The organism is Arthrobacter sp. PTI12 (assembly GCF_056679915.1).
In genome coordinates this window covers 355,437-371,935 of the sequence record NZ_CM155256.1, presented here as the reverse complement: position 1 = coordinate 371,935, position 16,499 = coordinate 355,437, and the positions used below count along the sequence as shown (strand labels likewise).

General features: G+C 62.8%; 18 protein-coding genes. 13 read left to right on the top strand and 5 right to left on the bottom strand.

Annotation, left to right across the window (positions count from 1 at the left end):
• Positions 1 to 20 precede the first annotated feature (20 nt).
• The 7 genes from AC1MBU_RS01850 (at position 21) to rplI (ending at position 5,197) form a co-directional block, all read left to right on the top strand.
• Complete coding sequence (locus AC1MBU_RS01850; protein WP_277358534.1) at positions 21 to 1,277, top strand: sensor histidine kinase; 1,257 nt, start codon at positions 21 to 23, stop codon at positions 1,275 to 1,277.
• A 47-nt stretch (positions 1,278 to 1,324) separates the two neighbouring features.
• On the top strand, positions 1,325 to 1,957 hold the full coding sequence (locus tag AC1MBU_RS01845) for a response regulator (protein WP_056546653.1): 633 nt from the start codon (positions 1,325 to 1,327) through the stop codon (positions 1,955 to 1,957).
• A gap of 48 nt (positions 1,958 to 2,005) precedes the next feature.
• Positions 2,006 to 3,286 carry a M18 family aminopeptidase gene (locus AC1MBU_RS01840; protein WP_346027763.1) on the top strand — a complete coding sequence of 427 codons (1,281 nt, stop codon included), beginning with the start codon at positions 2,006 to 2,008 and terminating at the stop codon, positions 3,284 to 3,286.
• A 189-nt stretch (positions 3,287 to 3,475) separates the two neighbouring features.
• Complete coding sequence (gene rpsF, locus AC1MBU_RS01835; RefSeq protein WP_026543913.1) at positions 3,476 to 3,781, top strand: 30S ribosomal protein S6; 306 nt, start codon at positions 3,476 to 3,478, stop codon at positions 3,779 to 3,781.
• 54 nt (positions 3,782 to 3,835) lie between these two features.
• The gene (locus AC1MBU_RS01830; RefSeq protein ID WP_277358536.1) at positions 3,836 to 4,393 is read left to right on the top strand and encodes a single-stranded DNA-binding protein; all 558 of its coding nucleotides are present in this window, start codon (positions 3,836 to 3,838) and stop codon (positions 4,391 to 4,393) included.
• Positions 4,394 to 4,492: 99 nt separating this feature from the next.
• Positions 4,493 to 4,732 (top strand): 30S ribosomal protein S18, encoded by a 240-nt coding sequence (gene rpsR / locus AC1MBU_RS01825; protein ID WP_005273147.1) that lies wholly within the window; start codon positions 4,493 to 4,495, stop codon positions 4,730 to 4,732.
• A 15-nt stretch (positions 4,733 to 4,747) separates the two neighbouring features.
• Entirely contained in the window at positions 4,748 to 5,197 is a 450-nt protein-coding gene (gene rplI / locus AC1MBU_RS01820) for a 50S ribosomal protein L9 (RefSeq protein ID WP_056545506.1), read from the top strand.
• 66 nt (positions 5,198 to 5,263) lie between these two features.
• On the opposite strand, the gene AC1MBU_RS01815 is transcribed toward rplI, so the two are convergent.
• On the bottom strand, positions 5,264 to 5,689 hold the full coding sequence (locus AC1MBU_RS01815) for a DUF1801 domain-containing protein (RefSeq protein WP_277358537.1): 426 nt from the start codon (positions 5,687 to 5,689) through the stop codon (positions 5,264 to 5,266).
• A gap of 576 nt (positions 5,690 to 6,265) precedes the next feature.
• On the opposite strand from AC1MBU_RS01815, the gene dnaB reads away from it, so the two are divergent.
• Positions 6,266 to 9,925, top strand: coding sequence for a replicative DNA helicase (dnaB, locus tag AC1MBU_RS01810; RefSeq protein ID WP_479788291.1), 3,660 nt, complete (start codon positions 6,266 to 6,268; stop codon positions 9,923 to 9,925).
• Positions 9,926 to 9,937: 12 nt separating this feature from the next.
• On the opposite strand, the gene AC1MBU_RS01805 is transcribed toward dnaB, so the two are convergent.
• The 3 genes from AC1MBU_RS01805 to AC1MBU_RS01795 are packed head-to-tail and all read right to left on the bottom strand — an operon-like array spanning position 9,938 to position 11,940.
• Positions 9,938 to 10,507 carry an MOSC domain-containing protein gene (locus tag AC1MBU_RS01805; RefSeq protein ID WP_346027761.1) on the bottom strand — a complete coding sequence of 190 codons (570 nt, stop codon included), beginning with the start codon at positions 10,505 to 10,507 and terminating at the stop codon, positions 9,938 to 9,940.
• Positions 10,508 to 10,546: 39 nt separating this feature from the next.
• On the bottom strand, positions 10,547 to 10,834 hold the full coding sequence (locus tag AC1MBU_RS01800) for a MoaD/ThiS family protein (RefSeq protein WP_277358994.1): 288 nt from the start codon (positions 10,832 to 10,834) through the stop codon (positions 10,547 to 10,549).
• Positions 10,831 to 11,940: a WD40/YVTN/BNR-like repeat-containing protein gene (locus AC1MBU_RS01795; protein WP_277358993.1), complete on the bottom strand. Its 1,110-nt coding sequence runs from the start codon at positions 11,938 to 11,940 to the stop codon at positions 10,831 to 10,833. The genes AC1MBU_RS01800 and AC1MBU_RS01795 overlap by 4 nt, the downstream gene beginning before the upstream one ends.
• Positions 11,941 to 12,078: 138 nt before the next feature.
• On the opposite strand from AC1MBU_RS01795, the gene AC1MBU_RS01790 reads away from it, so the two are divergent.
• Together AC1MBU_RS01790 and AC1MBU_RS01785 are read left to right on the top strand one after the other, a co-directional pair.
• The gene (locus tag AC1MBU_RS01790) at positions 12,079 to 12,957 is read left to right on the top strand and encodes a DUF4031 domain-containing protein (RefSeq protein WP_346027760.1); all 879 of its coding nucleotides are present in this window, start codon (positions 12,079 to 12,081) and stop codon (positions 12,955 to 12,957) included.
• Between the two features lie 86 nt (positions 12,958 to 13,043).
• Positions 13,044 to 13,673: a TetR/AcrR family transcriptional regulator gene (locus AC1MBU_RS01785; RefSeq protein WP_479788290.1), complete on the top strand. Its 630-nt coding sequence runs from the start codon at positions 13,044 to 13,046 to the stop codon at positions 13,671 to 13,673.
• Between the two features lie 2 nt (positions 13,674 to 13,675).
• Here the strand turns inward: AC1MBU_RS01785 and AC1MBU_RS01780 are convergent, their stop codons facing one another.
• The gene (locus AC1MBU_RS01780; RefSeq protein ID WP_479788289.1) at positions 13,676 to 13,930 is read right to left on the bottom strand and encodes a hypothetical protein; all 255 of its coding nucleotides are present in this window, start codon (positions 13,928 to 13,930) and stop codon (positions 13,676 to 13,678) included.
• 109 nt (positions 13,931 to 14,039) lie between these two features.
• On the opposite strand from AC1MBU_RS01780, the gene AC1MBU_RS01775 reads away from it, so the two are divergent.
• The 3 genes from AC1MBU_RS01775 to AC1MBU_RS01765 are packed head-to-tail and all read left to right on the top strand — an operon-like array spanning position 14,040 to position 16,386.
• A complete protein-coding gene (locus AC1MBU_RS01775; RefSeq protein ID WP_479788288.1) occupies positions 14,040 to 15,377 on the top strand; it encodes an MATE family efflux transporter in 1,338 nt (445 codons plus the stop codon).
• A gap of 43 nt (positions 15,378 to 15,420) precedes the next feature.
• Positions 15,421 to 16,011, top strand: a complete 591-nt coding sequence (locus tag AC1MBU_RS01770; RefSeq protein ID WP_479788287.1) for a hypothetical protein — start codon at positions 15,421 to 15,423, stop codon at positions 16,009 to 16,011.
• 39 nt (positions 16,012 to 16,050) lie between these two features.
• Positions 16,051 to 16,386, top strand: a complete 336-nt coding sequence (locus AC1MBU_RS01765; protein WP_277358987.1) for a hypothetical protein — start codon at positions 16,051 to 16,053, stop codon at positions 16,384 to 16,386.
• The last annotated feature ends 113 nt before the right edge of the window (positions 16,387 to 16,499 follow it).

Genomic DNA, 16,499 nt, shown 5'->3' with positions numbered 1-16,499 from the left:
GCACCACATAAGCTCACTCCATGAGTGAAAAAGCCTTGGTGAAGGAGACTGCGGAACGAACGGCCGCCGTCTCCTTCACCGAGATTAACGCCCGGCGGCTCGGCCCCATCCGCCGGTACTTCCGGTCACATCCGCGTGTGATGGATGTCGCCGTCGTCGTGCTGTTCCTTGTTGCCAGTGTGCCCAACGTCGTCCTGGCAGCGGACCTTCCCCTGGGGTGGTGGGGTATAGCGCCTCTCGGCGCCGCCGCCCTCATCCTCTTCTTTCGGCGCCGACGGCCACTGGTTGTCCTGGCGCTGTTGTGTTTGATCGAACCCGTGGCGCTGCTGATCTCCGACGGGCGCGCAACGGTGGGCATCAGCATCTGGTTTGCGCTGTACGCGGTTGCGGTGGCTTTCCCTATCAAAATTGCAGCTGTGGCGTTTGCTGCCGCACTGGTCACCTCGGTGGTTCCCCTGCCCTTTATCCCGGACCTGATGCCCGACGACGCTCCCTTCCTCATCTGGGTTGTCGTGGGATTCGTGGTCATGTGGTACGTCGTGGCCGTCGGCATCGGCATGACCGTCCGCCGGGAGAGGCTGCATGAGAATGAGTTGCGCGAGTGGGCTGAACGCAACGCGGAACTTGCCTCCGCGAACGAGAGGAACCGGATCGCCCGTGAGATGCATGACGTCGTCGCGCACTCCCTGTCGGTGATGATCGCGCTGTCCGATGGCGCCGGCGTCGTCATGAAGCGGGATCAGGATCGAGCGCGGGAGGTACTGGCGGAGCTCTCCGCCACCGGGCGCACAGCGCTGGCGGATATGCGGCGGGTGCTGGGTGTTCTCCGTGAAGGACCGGACGCGGCCCCGCTCGCGCCGCTGCCGGCCGGCGGTTCACTCGCCGGTCTCCTTGAGGGATTTCGCGCGGCAGGGCTGCCTATCCGGGTGCAGCTGAGTGGGCCGGGCCTGCCCGAGGATGCCGCCTTCCAGATGACCGTCCACCGCATTGTCCAGGAGTCATTGACCAACGTGTTGCGGTACGCGAAGGGGGCCACCACGGTCGACGTCCTGATCGCCAGACTGGGCAGCACCGTCAGGGTGCGGGTGTCCGACGACGGCCGCGGCGCCATGGAACCGCTGCCGTCAGTGGGAACCGGGCAGGGAATCACGGGCATGCGTGAGCGGGCCGCCATTTACGGCGGCACAGTGAACTGTGGGCCAACGCCGTCCGGAGGATGGGTTGTTGCCGCAGAACTACAGGTTCCCATTGAGAACCGACAGGAGAAGATTGCGTGAGCGAGCCGACAAGGGTGCTGCTGGTGGATGACCAACCGCTGCTGCGGATGGGCTTCCGCCTGATCCTCGAGGGCGAGGAAGACATGCACATCGTCGGTGAGGCCTCCGACGGCGCTGAGGCTGCACGCCTGGCAGCACGGCTGGAGCCGGACGTCGTGTTGATGGACGTCCGCATGCCGGTGATGGACGGGATCGAGGCCACCCGGCGCATCACCCAGTCAGGCGCGTGTGCCCGGATCATCATCCTCACCACCTTCGACCTTGATGAGTACGCGTTCGCAGGGCTGCGGGCAGGGGCTTCAGCCTTTCTCCTCAAGGACGTCGCGCCCAACGAGTTGGTGCAGGCCGTCCGGGTGGTCGCGAGCGGGGATGCCGTGGTTGCGCCGAGGGTCACCCAGCGGCTGCTCGAGGAGTACGTACGCTCCCGCCCCGACGCGCCGAAGCCTCCCCGCGACCCGCTTTTGCAGGACCTGACGCCGCGTGAGCTAGAAGTGCTTGGCGCCATCGCGGAGGGGCTTTCCAACGCGGAGCTGGCACACCGGTTCTTCCTCTCCGAAGCCACCGTGAAAACCCATGTGCGCCGGATTCTCACCAAACTTCATCTGCGGGACCGCGTCCAGGCCGTCGTGTATGCCTACGAAACCGGTCTGGTCACCCCAAGCCAGGGGCTCGATTTCTGAGCTTGCCGGCTTCCGGGGCAGCACGCGGCGGCCAGTAGGCTTGCAGGCATGACTGCCGCTCACGCTCATATCGCAGACCTCGGCGCTTACGTTGCCGCCTCACCCTCCAGCTTCCACGCTGCCCACGAAGGCGGCATCCGACTTCAGGCGGCCGGCTTCAACCAGCTGCATGAGGACGATCCCTGGGACGGGGGACCCGGCCGCTTTTACGTCATCCGCGACGGCGCGCTGATCGCCTGGATCACCCCGTCCACTGCGACGGAGACCACCGGCTTCCACATCCTCGGAGCGCATACGGACTCCCCGTCCTTCAAGCTGAAGCCCAAGCCCACCATCGGACGGCACGGTTGGCTACAGGCCGGCGTCGAAATCTACGGCGGACCGCTGCTGAATTCCTGGCTCGACCGTGAGCTGGCGCTCGCCGGCCGGCTGGTGACGCACGACGGCGCGGAGCACCTTGTGCACACAGGCCCGCTCCTGCGCTTCCCTCAGCTGGCCATCCACCTGGACAGGGCTGTCAACGACGGCCTGAAGCTCGACAAGCAGCAACACATGAACCCGGTCTGGGGCCTTGGTGATCCGGGACGGGCGGACCTCCTGCAGCTTCTTGCGGTCGACGCTGATCTCGAAGCAGCGGAGATCGGCGGCTTCGACGTGGTGGTTGCGGACACTCAGCAGCCCCGGGTCTTCGGCGCGGACGGCGAGTTCTTCGCCTCGGGCAGGCTGGATAACCTCTCTTCCGTGCACGCCGGGATCACCGCCCTCATTCAGGCAACAAGGAACGACGCCGGTGGCGCACCCATCGCGGTGCTGGCCGCCTTTGATCACGAGGAAGTCGGCAGCGGATCACGCTCCGGCGCGAGCGGGCCGTTCCTGGAGGACATCCTGCATCGGATCTCGTCGGGATTGGGTGCCGGTGAGGAGCAGCGGCGGCGGGCTATCGCGTCGTCGTTCTGTGTGTCATCGGATGCCGGCCATGCAGTCCATCCCAACTACGCCGAGCGCCACGATCCGGCAAATCACCCGGTCCTGAATGGCGGGCCACTGCTGAAGATCAACGCGAACCAGCGCTACACCACCGACGCTCCCGGCGCCGCCTATTGGGCGCGGTTGTGCAGGGATGCGGGCGCGCCGTACCAGGAGTTCGTGTCGAACAACGTGATGCCGTGCGGATCCACCATTGGACCGCTGACAGCAACCAGACTTGGCATCCGGACGGTGGATGTCGGCGTTCCACTGCTGTCCATGCACTCGGCCCGTGAGCTCTGCGGCGTCGAGGATCCATACCAGCTCACCCGGGTGATGCAGCGGTTCTTCACGGTTTCCTGACACGGTTTGCCGGCCCAGCCACTTGTCCACAGGCGGTTCGGAGAGCTGCCTCATGTCCGGTAGTATTGATAAGTCCGTGCCAACGTGGAACCGCTGAAAATGAGTGGTTTCCGCGCGCGGATCAACGCTAAAGAACCTCCTGTTGCGGAAAGACCGCGACCGTTTAGCCCAGAGGAGGTGGGTTCACAAATGCGTGCATATGAACTGATGGTAATCATCGACCCCGATGTCGAGGAACGTACCGTTGAGCCAACACTCGAGAAGTTTCTGAATGTCGTCCGTAACGGCGAAGGAACTGTGGACAAGGTAGACATCTGGGGACGTCGCCGCCTTGCCTATGAAATCAAGAAGAAGTCCGAAGGTATCTACGCCGTCGTCAACTTCACCGCTACCCCGGCTGTTGCAGCTGAACTTGATCGCCAGCTTGGTCTGAATGAGACCATCATGCGCACCAAGATCATCCGCCCCGAGGAGCAGAAGGTTTCCGCCGAGTAATTTCGGCTATCAAACCAGGCCCACTCCGGTGGGCCCGTGACCGTAGGAGGCACCATGGCAGGCGAGACCACTATCACGGTCGTCGGTAATCTCACCAGCGACCCGGAACTTCGTTTCACCCCGTCAGGCTCTGCAGTGGCTAATTTCACCATTGCGTCGACGCCGCGGACCTTCGACCGTCAGTCCAGCGAGTGGAAGGACGGCGAAACGCTGTTCCTCCGGGCGTCGGTCTGGCGTGAAGCGGCTGAGAACGTAGCGGAGACCCTCACCAAGGGAACCCGTGTTGTTGCTCAGGGCCGCCTCAAGTCACGTACGTATGACACCAAGGAAGGCGAGAAGCGCACCGTCATGGAGTTGGAGGTGGACGAAATCGGTCCATCCCTGCGCTACGCATCGGCCAAGGTAAGCCGTACCCAGCGCTCCGGCGGTGGTGGCGGCGGTTTCGGTGGAGACAGCGGCGGCGGCTTCGGCGGCGGCAACTCCAACCAGGGTTGGAACGGCGGCGGCGGCCAGCAGGCCCAGCAGCCGTCCCAGGACCCGTGGGGTGCACCGGCCGGCGGTAACTCGTCCGGTTGGGGCAACGGCCCGGAATCATCCGAGCCGCCTTTCTAGACCTTCCAGGAACGGTGCCGCACCGGCGGCGTTCCACTTTTGAAATTCCCATCCCGCAGAACCGTTCTGCGGGCTCCACCAGACATAAGGAGCACCACGATGGCTAAGGCTGAACTTCGTAAGCCCAAACCAAAGTCCAACCCCTTGAAGGCCGCTGACGTCACCGTCATCGACTACAAGGACGTAGCACTGCTGCGTAAGTTCATTTCCGACCGCGGAAAGATCCGTGCGCGCCGCGTTACCGGCGTGACCGTGCAGGAACAGCGCAAAATCGCCCAGGCAATCAAGAACGCCCGCGAAGTTGCACTCCTGCCTTACTCCGGCGCAGGCCGCGGCTAAGGAAAGGAACACACCATGGCAAAGCTTATTCTGACCCAGGAAGTCACCGGTCTGGGAACCGCAGGCGATGTTGTCGAGGTCAAGAACGGTTACGCACGTAACTACCTTCTGCCCCGCGGCTTCGCCCTCACGTGGACCAAGGGCGGCGAGAAGCAGGTGGAGTCCATCAAGGCTGCACGTTCTGCCCGCGAACACGCTTCACTCGAGGACGCTCAGCGTCAGGCTGCTGCTCTGCAGGCAAAGCCGGTCAAGCTGACCGTCAAGGCCGGCGAGTCCGGTCGTCTCTTCGGAACCGTCAAGGCCGAGGATGTCGCCAAGGCTGTTGAGGCCGCTGGCCTTGGCGCCATCGATAAGCGCAAGGTCGAATTGCCGGCACACATCAAGTCGGTCGGCAGCTACCAGGCAAACGTTCGTCTCCACGAGGACGTAGCCGCAGTGATCGATCTCGACGTCGTCGCCAGCTAGAGTTACGCATAGTACGCGCAAGGCCCTCGTTCCTTCGGGAGCGGGGGCCTTCTGCTTGCCGCCGGATCAGCTGCTTGTGAAGTTCTCACTGACCATGAACTCGTGACCCAGGGCGATGAGCTGAGCGAGAACGTCCTGGTCGACGTCGTCGAGCTTATTGATGTACAGGCATCCTGCACCAGTTCTATGCTTGCCCAGCTCCGGAAGAAGCTCGGCGGCTTGTGGTGCGTAAGTGAGCCCGTAGAGCGCGAGGTTGGCGCTGCGCGGTGAGAACCCGACGGCCAGGGCGTCCCCCTCGCGGCCGGAAGCGTACTTATAGTGGTAGCTTCCGAACCCCACCATTGACGGACCCCACATCACCGCTTCCAGCCCGGTGATACGGCTCATGAGGGCCAGGAGCGTTTGAGCGTCCTGCCTGCGGCGTTCATGGGGTACTGAATCGATGAAGTCCTGTGGGGACGCGGCGGTGGGTACAGTCTTGTTGTCTGCCATGGGTGGAAGTATCTCAGGGTTAAGACGTACACCGGACCGTACCCGGTGCATATATCTCGCAGGTGGAGTATTCCCGTGTCCGTACGTCTATGGCCGGTCCATCAGTGTAGGGGCATAAAGGGCCGTCATGCTTTCTATTCGTTGTGACGCACGTCATGTCTAGTGGCGTACGGGTTGTGGATAGTCAGTGCATAAATGCGCCGCCGTAGGGCTCTTTTGCTCGTCTGTCAACACGAAAGTGCGGGCTGAATGTTGGCGGAATAAACTTCTTCTCCACAGGTGGAATGAAGCATTTACCCAAGTCAGCCCCACATTGTGGATTAATATTCTTTCTACTCCACAGAGATATCCCCAGCCTGTGCACACAACACGCCGAACAATTGCCTGTTTATACACACCCCCTGTGGATAACTCACTTGGCAGAGCGGAAGCTGGGCACTAGCGTTGCGGGGTATCCCATACCGCAAGGACTGTCGGTGACGGCTGGTATCTATAGTTATTCAGCTCGGATCCACCACTCCTCGGCAGACGCCCTGGGCAGGGATCGGGAAAGTTTCGGGAAGGAAGGCCGCACACGTGTCTTTGACTCATGCGGATTCATCAGAAGACACTCGTTCACCGCAGTTCTCCCGAACGCCTCCACAGGATCTGGTTGCTGAGCAGTCCGTCCTCGGCGGGATGATGCTGTCCAAAGACGCAATTGCCGATTGCGTCGAGGTGCTACGCGGCGTGGATTTCTACCGCCCGGCACACGAGAGCATCTATGAAGCGATCATCGATCTCTACGGTCGTGGAGAGCCCGCTGATGCCGTGACCGTATCGGACGAGCTCACCAAGCGCGGAGAGATCTCCCGCATCGGCGGGCCGGCCTACCTTCACACGCTGATCCAGTCTGTTCCCACGGCCGCCAACGCGGGCTTTTACGCTGAAATCGTTCGCGAGCGTGCTGTCCTGCGTCGCCTGGTTGATGCCGGTACCAAGATTGTCCAGCTCGGCTACTCCAATGACGGAGAGGTGGATGACCTCGTCAACGCCGCCCAGGCCGAGGTCTATGCAGTAGCCGAACGCCGCACCGCTGAAGATTATGTGCCCCTGAAGGACATCATCGAGGGCACGGTCGACGAGATTGAGTCGGCTGGCCACCGTGGCGAGGGGATGACCGGGGTACCGACGGGCTTCTACGAATTCGACGAACTTACCCAGGGTCTGCATGGCGGGCAGATGATTGTGATTGCGGCTCGTCCTGCCATGGGTAAAGCGCTTGCACTAGACACCCCGCTGCCCACGCCCAGCGGCTGGACAACCATGGGTGAGGTGTCGGTGGGGGACCAGGTGATAGCAGCAGACGGTAGCCCAACCGCGGTCGTAGCTGCCACGGAGGTCATGCATGGCCGACCGTGTTTCAAGATAACGTTCGACGACGGTTCGACCATCGTTGCTGACGAAGAACACCAATGGCTGACCGATACCCGAGCTTCCCGAAAGTCCGCGCAGGCGGCGTCCGTAGGCCACAGCGGTGTACGCAATCAACGGGTGTTCCCCTCTGTTCGCACTACACGGGAAATCGCGAATACGCTCCGGTGCAATACCAGCGATCAGCGACTCAACCATTCAGTGCGCAATACCCGTCCGTTGGCCCTGCCTCATGCTGAGCTCCCGATCGGCCCTTACACTTTGGGGGCGTGGCTGGGTGACGGCGCATCGGCGACCGCTCGAATAACCACGGCTGACGAGGAGGTGCTCCTCCGTATTGGCGGCGAGGGGTACGTGACGAAGCAGATTACCGACATCACCTATTCTGTACGCCTTCCTGAGCAGTACATCTTCCATGGTGTTTGTGTCGTTTGCAGTCGCCCGTTTGAAAACAAGGTTCGCCATGTCCGGACCTGCTCGCGCTCGTGCGGTGCTCGGGCAAGTGCTGTATCGGCCCCGGTTCCTCCTAGCGTTTGCATGGATTGCGGTGAGCGGTGCGCCGGCGGCTTGCGTTGTATGGCGTGTCGTAACGGCAACGGATCTTTACAAGCCCAGCTGCGCACCCTTGGAGTGCTTGGGAACAAGCACATCCCTGCCCAGTACCTTCGAGGGAGCGAGGCGCAGCGGCGCGCTCTCTTGGCCGGTCTGCTGGATACGGACGGTACCGTTACCGCGAATGGCTGCGTGCAGTTTGCGGTCACGCACGCTCGCTTGGCAAAAGATTTCCGTGAGCTCGCGCTCAGCTTGGGCTACCGCACCGGCTGGTGGGAAAAACCTGTCAAAGGTCGTAGCGCTTCTTCGTCGACGTGCTTCGTCATCACTTTTTCCACTGATGACACTGTATTTGGGCTCACTCGCAAGCAGATTCTCCACAAAGAGCGGGACTGTAGGTCCACGCCGAAGCGGACTCAGCGGTTCATCACCTCGGTGGAACGCGTCGAGTCGGTACCTGTTCGATGCATACAGGTAACGAATGACGAGCATCTGTATCTGGCAGGCAGGTCCTTCGTCCCCACTCACAACTCCACGTTCGCTTTAGACTGGGCCCGTTCTGCCGCCATCAAGCACAACATGACTACCGTCTTCTTCTCGCTCGAGATGGGTCGAAACGAGATCGCAATGCGTTTGTTGTCTGCGGAAGCCACCATCGGACTGCAGGACCTGCGTAAGGGCACCGTAAAGGATGAACAGTGGGGCAAGATCGCCACCACGATGGGACGCATGAACGACGCCCCGCTCTTCATCGACGACAGCCCGAACATGTCGCTGATGGAGATCCGCGCAAAATGCCGCCGTCTCAAGCAGAGGCATGATCTGAAGCTCGTTGTCCTCGACTACCTGCAGTTGATGTCATCCGGAAAGCGTGTCGAATCACGGCAGCAGGAAGTCTCGGAATTCTCGCGAGCCCTGAAGCTCCTGGCGAAGGAACTGAACGTTCCCGTCGTTGCACTGTCACAGCTCAACCGTGGCTCTGAACAGCGAACAGACAAGCGGCCAATGGTCTCGGACCTTCGCGAATCGGGCTGCCTCACTGCTGACACGAGGGTGCTGCGATCGGATACCGGTGCGGAGACCACAATGGGCGAGCTGTTCCGGACCGGTGCCCGTGATGTGCCTGTTTGGTCTTTGGATGACAGCCTCCGGTACGTGGAGCGCCACCTCACGCATGTTTTCTCGACCGGCACAAAGGAGGTTTTCCGTCTAACGCTGGCCTCCGGGAAAACTATTCGAGCCACTTCCAACCACCCGTTTTTCACCTACGACGGCTGGCGTGCGCTCGGTCATCTCAAGGTCGGGGACCGACTGGGTGTTCCTCGCCATGTCAACGGGCCGTCAGAGCGGACCCATTGGGATGATTCTCAGGTCATCCTTCTCGCCAATAAGGTGAGGGACTTCGTTCCGGAAGAGGTCTTCGCTTTACCCAAGGCCCAAATTTCCCTGTTCCTGAAGCACCTGTGGGCCACCGACGGTTCTGTGACCGTGAACCGGGCGGCTACGGGCGGCCGCATCTACTATGCGTCGACCTCACGGCGGCTCATCGATGACGTAATGCGGCTCCTTCTTCGCTTCGGTATCAGCGCCAGGGTAAAAACGGCGACCGCCAAGGGCAACTACCGTCCGGGTTACACGCTCGACGTCTCAGGCGGTGACGATCAGCGCCGGTTCCTTCAGGAGATCGGCGTCCATGGTGCCCGGGCGGCTTCATGCGAGCATCTGCTTGAGATCATCCGGGACAAAACAGCCAACACCAATGTTGACACCGTTCCTCTGCAGGTTTGGGATGATGTGAAGTCCATCCTCGCGGAAAAGGATATGACCCACCGTGAGTTCCAGGCAGCCATTGGGACCCAATATTGTGGATCAACCCTCTTCAAGGCCGCTCCGTCGCGGCAGCGATTGGCAAGGGTGGCGGCCGTGTTGGGCTCAGCGGAGCTCGACGTCATGGCAGTCAATGATCTCCTCTGGGACAGCGTTGTCAGTATCGAACCGGACGGTGAGGAAGAGGTATTCGACGCGACTGTCCTTGGAAACCACAACTTCGTTGCCAACGGCATTGCCGTTCATAACTCGATCGAGCAGGATGCCGATATGGTCATCCTGCTCCACCGCGACGACGTCTATGACAAGGAATCGCCGCGAGCCGGAGAAGCCGACGTCATTGTCGCCAAGCACCGTAACGGTCCCACCAAGACTTTGGTTGTCGGGTTTCAGGGCCACTACTCGCGGTTCAACAACATGGCAGCGGACACCGGCGGGTTCTAGGGGGAAGGGTGATCACGGGAGACGGCTGGGCTTCAGCCGATGAGGCACGCCGGCCTGCGCCGGGTCAAGCTCCACCGGGCTCACCAGGACGGCCGGCCCTCGGCGCAGCACCCCACTGGCGACAGGCTGACAGCGCACGCCCCCGCGGCCACGCATGGCCGCATGTGCTCCAGGAGCTAGCATCCGGTCCATCCACGCACACGGATGCGCGGGCCTGCCGCCGCGCAGCGTCACCCGGTCCGGGCCCGACTCGAGGGTGAACTCCTGCCCAACCAGGGGCGCCAGATGTGCACCCCTCAAGACCACGTTGCGCCGCGTCAGCAGCGGATCGAAAGCACCCTCACCCAGTTCTGCCGCGATCGCCTCCAACGCCTCGACGGCGAACACCGTCACCGCAGCGTCCATGTGCGCCGCCTTGCCGAAGAAGCGGTCCCCGACGATGCCCTTGCCGGCCACCACGTCGACATGCTCGGCGTCCACCGTTGGCACGTCCGCTGCGCCATCACGCGCGCGGCCGAAGTAGGCGTGCTGGCCGGACACGAGCAGATGCAAAATCTCGACCTCGTACCGGTAGACGCTCATTCATCCAAACTAACGCCTACTGTGGCTGAGCGCAGCCGCTTACCCGCCGGCCACGGACTGAATGATCATCACCTCTGAGCCGGGTGCAACCGGTGTAGAAAGACCGTCCGCCCGGCGCACGTCTTCACCGTCCACGTAGATATTGACGTAGCGGCGCAGCGCCCCGGTCTCATCACGGATCCGACGGGCAAGGACAGGTCTCCCGTCGGCCAGTGTGTCCAGTACCGCAGAAACCGGAGCGGGCGCCTCCAGCGGAATCTCGACGGCGGACCGGTCATCAACCAGCGGCCGCAGCAGCGTCGGAATCAGGACGGTGACAGGGCTCATGGTGACCCGACGCCAGCAGCGGCGCCAACGACGACGGCGGCACGCACGCACAGCACATCCGGCAGGTGAGCCGCCACCTCAGTGAAAGTATTCCCTTCGTCCGCGCTGGCGTAGACAGAACCGCCCCGCGTTCCGAAGTAGACGCCGACCGGCTCCGCAGTATCCACGCCTGCGGCATCGCGCAGTACGGCGTTGTATTCGCTAGCGGGCAAGCCTCTGTCCAGCCGGGTCCAGGTGGCACCGGCGTCGTCCGTGCGGTGAACGGCAAGCCGTGCATCCGGGGGGATGCGCTCTCCGTCGGCCTTCAGGGGAATAACCCAGGCGGTACCGCCGCGGCGGGGATGGGACAGCATCACGAATCCGAAGTCAGCCGGCAGTCCGTCAGCGATCGATTCCCAGGTTTCTGCGCCGTCGTCGGTCCGGTAGACACCGTGGTGGTTCTGGGCGTAGAGCCGTTGGGGATTCTCAGAATCCCGAGCGATCTTGTGAACACACTGACCGAATTCCGGGTTGGGGTCCGGCATGAAGTACGCCGAGATGCCCTTGTTCCGCGGTTCCCAGGACTGGCCGCCGTCTGTGGAGCGATAGACGCCGCCGGTACTCATGGCCACGTGAACGGTGTCGTCGACCGGGCTGGGCATAACCGTGTGCGCCGCGGCGCCGCCGAAACCGGCGCCCCACTCCGAGCGGTGCGGATGGTCCCACAGCCCGCGGTTGAGCTCGAAGTGCTGCCCGCCGTCAGTCGATTTCCACACGGAGATCGGTTCACAGCCGGCCCAGACAACCCCCGGCCGGCCCGTTGTGTCCGGCTGCAGCTGCCAGATCCGGCCAAGCGCGGTGTCATCTGATTCGGCAAACTTGATGGCGCCCTGCTCGGGTTCGGACCAGGTCGCTCCGAGGTCATCCGAATAGACCACGGTGGGTCCCCAGTGCCAGTCCATCATTCCCACCAGGATGCGCGTCCTCCCCTCGCGGGTATCAATTCCGATGCTCGGGATCTCGGACATGAGGTGGTGGGGCTGTGAGAGCGTCCAGTTCTGCCGGTCGGTGCTGGTTGCAAGCCAAAGGCCCTTTTTGGTTCCGACGGCAAGGAGGGTGGTTTCCATGGGTACTCGATTCGCGAAGGTGAAAACGCGGTCGCCGTGGACACACCAAACGCACGACGGCACCGCATGTAGACACCGTAAACAATGGCACAGCACCCAGCGGCTGTACAGGGGTTTTGCTGGGTATGCTTCTATCCCATGGCCGTGTATATCGATCCTCCGCTCTGGCCCGCGCACGGCACGCTTTTCTCGCACCTCATCTCGGATACCTCGCTCGCTGAGCTGCACGCATTCGCAGCCAGTGCCGGCATTCCCGAGCGCGCGTTCGACATAGATCACTACGACGTTCCGGCCCGGCGCTACCGCCGGCTCGCCGAGCTCGGTGCCCACGAGGTTGACGGCGGAACGCTGGTGCGGGTCCTGATCGCCAGTGGGCTACGGGTACCTGCACGACGCCGGCCGGACCGCATCCGCCGGTCCCTCCTCACGCGATGGGAGCAGACCCTGCCCGGCACGTCCCGGCTCGGCGCGGAGTTGCTGGGCCGGTGGTCGGAGCCGCACCGCCGCTACCATACGCCCGAACACCTGCTCGATGTCCTAGAGGCGCTGGACCTCCTTTTCACCGAGAACGACGGCGCCGAAACCCGCCTGAATGCCCGGCTCGCCGCCTGGTTCCACGACGCGGTGTATAACGGCCGTGCTGGGGAGGATGAGGCGGCGTCGGCCGCGCTCGCGGGGTCCCTGCTCGAAGGTGTCGTAGAGACTCATGCGGAGGTGAGGCGCCTGGTGCTGCTGACCACTACGCACGCACCGCTGCAGGGTGACCGCCCGGCCGAGTTGCTGTGTGATGCGGACCTTGCGGTGCTGGGCCGTGCTCCGGGCGGGTACCGGCGGTACCTCGCCGCCGTCCGGGAGGAGTATGCCCACATACCGGACCCGGAATTCGCGCGGGGGAGGGCCGCCGTCGTCGACCGCTTGTTGAATCTTGATCCCCTTTATCGCACTGCCGAGGGGCGGCGTCTGTGGGCGGTGAAGGCTCGGGTGAACCTTTCCGCCGAGGCAGCAACCCTGCGCTGAACGTCCCGGCTCGATTACCGGCGTCGTGGCACAATTGTTGACACTGTTCACATTTGTTTAGGCGCCTCACGAGGGGAGGAGATGGTGTGACTCATCGGAAGCGCAGCACATACCGTCACGGTGACCTGCACCGCGCCCTGGTGGCTGCTGGTACTGAACTTGCCCGCGAGGGCGGGCCCTCCGCCGTCGTGCTCCGTGAGGTCACGCGCCGCACGGGCGTGACACCCAACGCCGCCTACCGGCACTTCGCCGACAAGCGGGCACTCCTCCATGCCGTGTCGATGGCAGCTCAGGCGGAACTGGCGCGTTCCATCGAGCAGGAACTGTCCCGGATTGAATCAACCGGCGACGTCGGCGACGTGGCCAAGGCTCGGCTCCGCGCCGTAGGAGCCGGGTATCTTCGTTATGCACAGACCCAGCCGGGCCTTTTTCGTACTGCGTTCGCGGAGCATGCGGACCTGCGCGATGCCGCTGCCCCTGATTCGGCCGGCGACAGCGGCCTGACACCGTTCCAGTTGTTGTCTGCGGCGTTGGATGGTCTGGTCGAGGCGGGTGTTCTTCCGGCGGAGCGGCGTTTGGGAGCTGAGTTCCTGGCGTGGTCGTCGGTGCATGGGCTCGCCATGCTCGTCATTGACGGACCGCTGCAGGGACTGGATGAGGAGCAGCGGACCTTCGCTGCGCGGCGACTGCTGGAGATGGTTGAGAAAGGGCTATGACCTTAGGAGAGGTCCGTTGGCCTCCGCCCGGCCTCGCGTGCGCGCTCCCTGTAACGCAGCATGTGGCCGCGCGCGATCAACGCGATCGCCGCCACCACGATGACAACGCCGATAATCAGCAGCACTATGGAACCGCCATCGACAGGCTCGCTGCGAGCGGCGGACCGCGCAAAACCTGACATCCCCTGCGGTATGAAGAAGGTGCTGAACAGAAGGAGTGCAGCACCAACGATGAAGTGCTTGACTCCAGCTTTCACGGACATCTCCTCATCTGGCTGAACAGCTATTCAACCAGTACCCAGCGTAGCTATTCGGAGCCAGGATGGCCCATCCGTTTTGTCCTGCCCAGGGCCTAGGCTGGGATTCGTGTCCACCACTGTCCCCGACCGCCGCCAGCTTGGCCGCTCCATTCTCCGCCTTGCCGTACCTGCGCTGGGTGCTCTCATTGCGGAGCCGCTCTTCCTGCTGGCGGACTCCGCGATCGTCGGTCATCTGGGCGTAAACGAGTTGGCCGGCGTGGGACTCGCATCAACAATCCTTCAGACCGCCGTCGGACTTATGGTTTTCCTCGCCTACTCGACAACGCCTGCGGTTGCGCGGTTCCTCGGCGCCGGCCGCATGCAGGATGCACTCGCAGCAGGGCGCGACGGCGTCGGGCTGGCACTGTTGCTGGGTGTGACCCTATCGGTTCTCGGATGGATCCTCGCGCCAGGGCTCGCTGCCGCAATGGGCGCTGAAGGCGAAGTTCACCAGTTCGCGGTGGATTACCTGCGGTTCTCCATGCCGGGGCTGACAGCCATGCTTGTTGTACTCGCGGCAACAGGAGTGTTGAGGGGGCTCCAGGATACACGCACGCCGCTGGTAGTGGCCGGAGCCGGGTTCGGCGCCAATATCGTCCTGAACTACCTACTGGTGTACGGTGCGGGGCTTTCCGTTGCAGGTTCCGCGCTGGGGACGAGCATTGCGCAATGGGGCATGGCAGCGGTCTATCTCGTCATCATCTATCGCTTTTCAGGCAGGCACTCGGTTTCGCTTCGTCCTACCTGGCGGGGCCTGAGGGCAACGGCACGCGTCGGTTCATGGCTGATGCTCCGGACCGCCAGTCTGCGGGTGGCGATCCTCGCAACGGTGGTGGTGGCAACGTCGCAAGGGCCCGTGTCCCTTGCAGCCCACCAGCTGATCATGACCATCTTCACTCTCCTCGCCTTCGCGCTGGATGCTCTTGCGATTGCGGCACAGGCGCTCATCGGGAAGGAGCTCGGTGCTGGCAACCGGCCTCTCGCACATGCCCTCACCCGCACCATGATCCGTTGGGGAGTTGTCTTCGGCGTGCTCACCGGACTGATGCTGGCAGCCGCTGCACCGTTCATTGACTGGATTTTCACCTCTGACGAGGGCGTCCGGGCGGCCTTCACCATAGGCCTCTGGGTACTCGCCGCAGCGCAGCCGGTCTGCGGCTACGTCTTTGTGCTGGACGGAGTGCTGATCGGTGCGGGTGACGCGAGGTATCTGGCGCTCGCCGGCGTCGTAAATCTGGTTCTGTACGTTCCACTGCTGGTTCTGGTGTTCGCAGCCGGCCTGACGGGACTGGAGGGGATCGCCTGGCTATGGGCAGCGTTCGGTGTCGGGTACATGCTGGCGCGCGCACTGACTCTGGGCTGGCGGGTCCGGAATGATCGCTGGATGGTGACCGGGGCCGCCTGAGACTAAACTTGCATCGTTCCTCAGGCGCACGGAAAGGCAGGACATGAGCGTGGAAAAGGCAGGCAGGCCCGCACTGACTCTGCTCTGGCGTGCTTTTCTGCTTCACGCCGCAGTGGCCGGTGCTTTCGGGCTGCTGACCATCTTCTGGGGACAGCCCTCCGTCCATGTGATGTCCGTCGCGGGAGGGCTCTATTTTCTGGGGCTGGCCGCCGCCGTCTACTTCACCGAGCAGAGCCTGTTGCTAGAGGGCGCCATACCCGCGTGGCTCACCCGAACGGTGCCGGTGTTCCTGGCAATTGCCGGTCTGCTCAATCTGTGGGTGCATGCAGACCAGGTGTTTGCCCAAGCCGGGGCGCTTGCATTGATCCTGATGGGTTTGGTGTACCTGAATATCTGGTTCAGGAACCGCGGCGCCTATATTGCTGCCCGCGATTTCCTCCTGATCGGGATCGTGACAACGTTGACCGGAGCTCTGCTGCCGCTGTTCCAGCCTCTCGGAGCGCATGCCCTGCTCGGTGTGGCCGGCGGCGGCGCGGTGATTTCCGCCGTCGTGCTTGCTCTTGCAGCCCTCAGCTACCGGCATGACGCACGGGAAGTTACCGGTCCCGTAACCCACGCCAAACCCGTAAACTAGATTTCTACTATTCGTAGAAAACATTGAGGAGAAGGAACCGTGTCCAAGCAGGTCAAGGGCGTCAAGGGTCCTCTCATTTTTTCGGCCGTTCTGGCAGCAATAGCGGGGATCGCGACCATGGTGTTCGCCACCGGCGGTGGCACCCGGGAGCTGCGGGTGGACCTGGGCCTGACCGCCGCGGGCATCGCCTTCATCGCCTCGATGGTCATCTGCGCGCTGTTGCTGATGACGGAGAAACCCAATGAAGATCACCTCGGGAAGGGCACGGGGATCAATCGCTCGTCCTCGAAGATTCCCGGCGGATCAGCCAACCTCGATGAGCACGGCAACCCCCGGGGCACCAAGCCGAAAAGCACGGACGACGACGCCCGCTAACACGCAAGCGAAGACGGCAGGCTGCCGTCAACCGGATCAGAGGAGGCGCGGGAACCAGGGCGCTTGCGCGAAAAGGTGAACTCTGGTTCACTTATTTTCACGGAGGGGAGTAT

Bases quoted from the DNA above. Each gene is read 5' to 3' on its own strand.
- AC1MBU_RS01850 (WP_277358534.1), top strand. From the start codon at position 21: ATGAGTGAAAAAGCCTTGGTGAAGGAGACTGCGGAACGAACGGCCGCC.
- AC1MBU_RS01845 (WP_056546653.1), top strand. From the start codon at position 1,325: ATGGGCTTCCGCCTGATCCTCGAGGGCGAGGAAGACATGCACATCGTC.
- AC1MBU_RS01840 (WP_346027763.1), top strand. From the start codon at position 2,006: ATGACTGCCGCTCACGCTCATATCGCAGACCTCGGCGCTTACGTTGCC.
- rpsF (WP_026543913.1), top strand. From the start codon at position 3,476: ATGCGTGCATATGAACTGATGGTAATCATCGACCCCGATGTCGAGGAA.
- AC1MBU_RS01830 (WP_277358536.1), top strand. From the start codon at position 3,836: ATGGCAGGCGAGACCACTATCACGGTCGTCGGTAATCTCACCAGCGAC.
- rpsR (WP_005273147.1), top strand. From the start codon at position 4,493: ATGGCTAAGGCTGAACTTCGTAAGCCCAAACCAAAGTCCAACCCCTTG.
- rplI (WP_056545506.1), top strand. From the start codon at position 4,748: ATGGCAAAGCTTATTCTGACCCAGGAAGTCACCGGTCTGGGAACCGCA.
- AC1MBU_RS01815 (WP_277358537.1), bottom strand. From the start codon at position 5,689: ATGGCAGACAACAAGACTGTACCCACCGCCGCGTCCCCACAGGACTTC.
- AC1MBU_RS01805 (WP_346027761.1), bottom strand. From the start codon at position 10,507: ATGAGCGTCTACCGGTACGAGGTCGAGATTTTGCATCTGCTCGTGTCC.
- AC1MBU_RS01800 (WP_277358994.1), bottom strand. From the start codon at position 10,834: ATGAGCCCTGTCACCGTCCTGATTCCGACGCTGCTGCGGCCGCTGGTT.
- AC1MBU_RS01795 (WP_277358993.1), bottom strand. From the start codon at position 11,940: ATGGAAACCACCCTCCTTGCCGTCGGAACCAAAAAGGGCCTTTGGCTT.
- AC1MBU_RS01790 (WP_346027760.1), top strand. From the start codon at position 12,079: ATGGCCGTGTATATCGATCCTCCGCTCTGGCCCGCGCACGGCACGCTT.
- AC1MBU_RS01770 (WP_479788287.1), top strand. From the start codon at position 15,421: ATGAGCGTGGAAAAGGCAGGCAGGCCCGCACTGACTCTGCTCTGGCGT.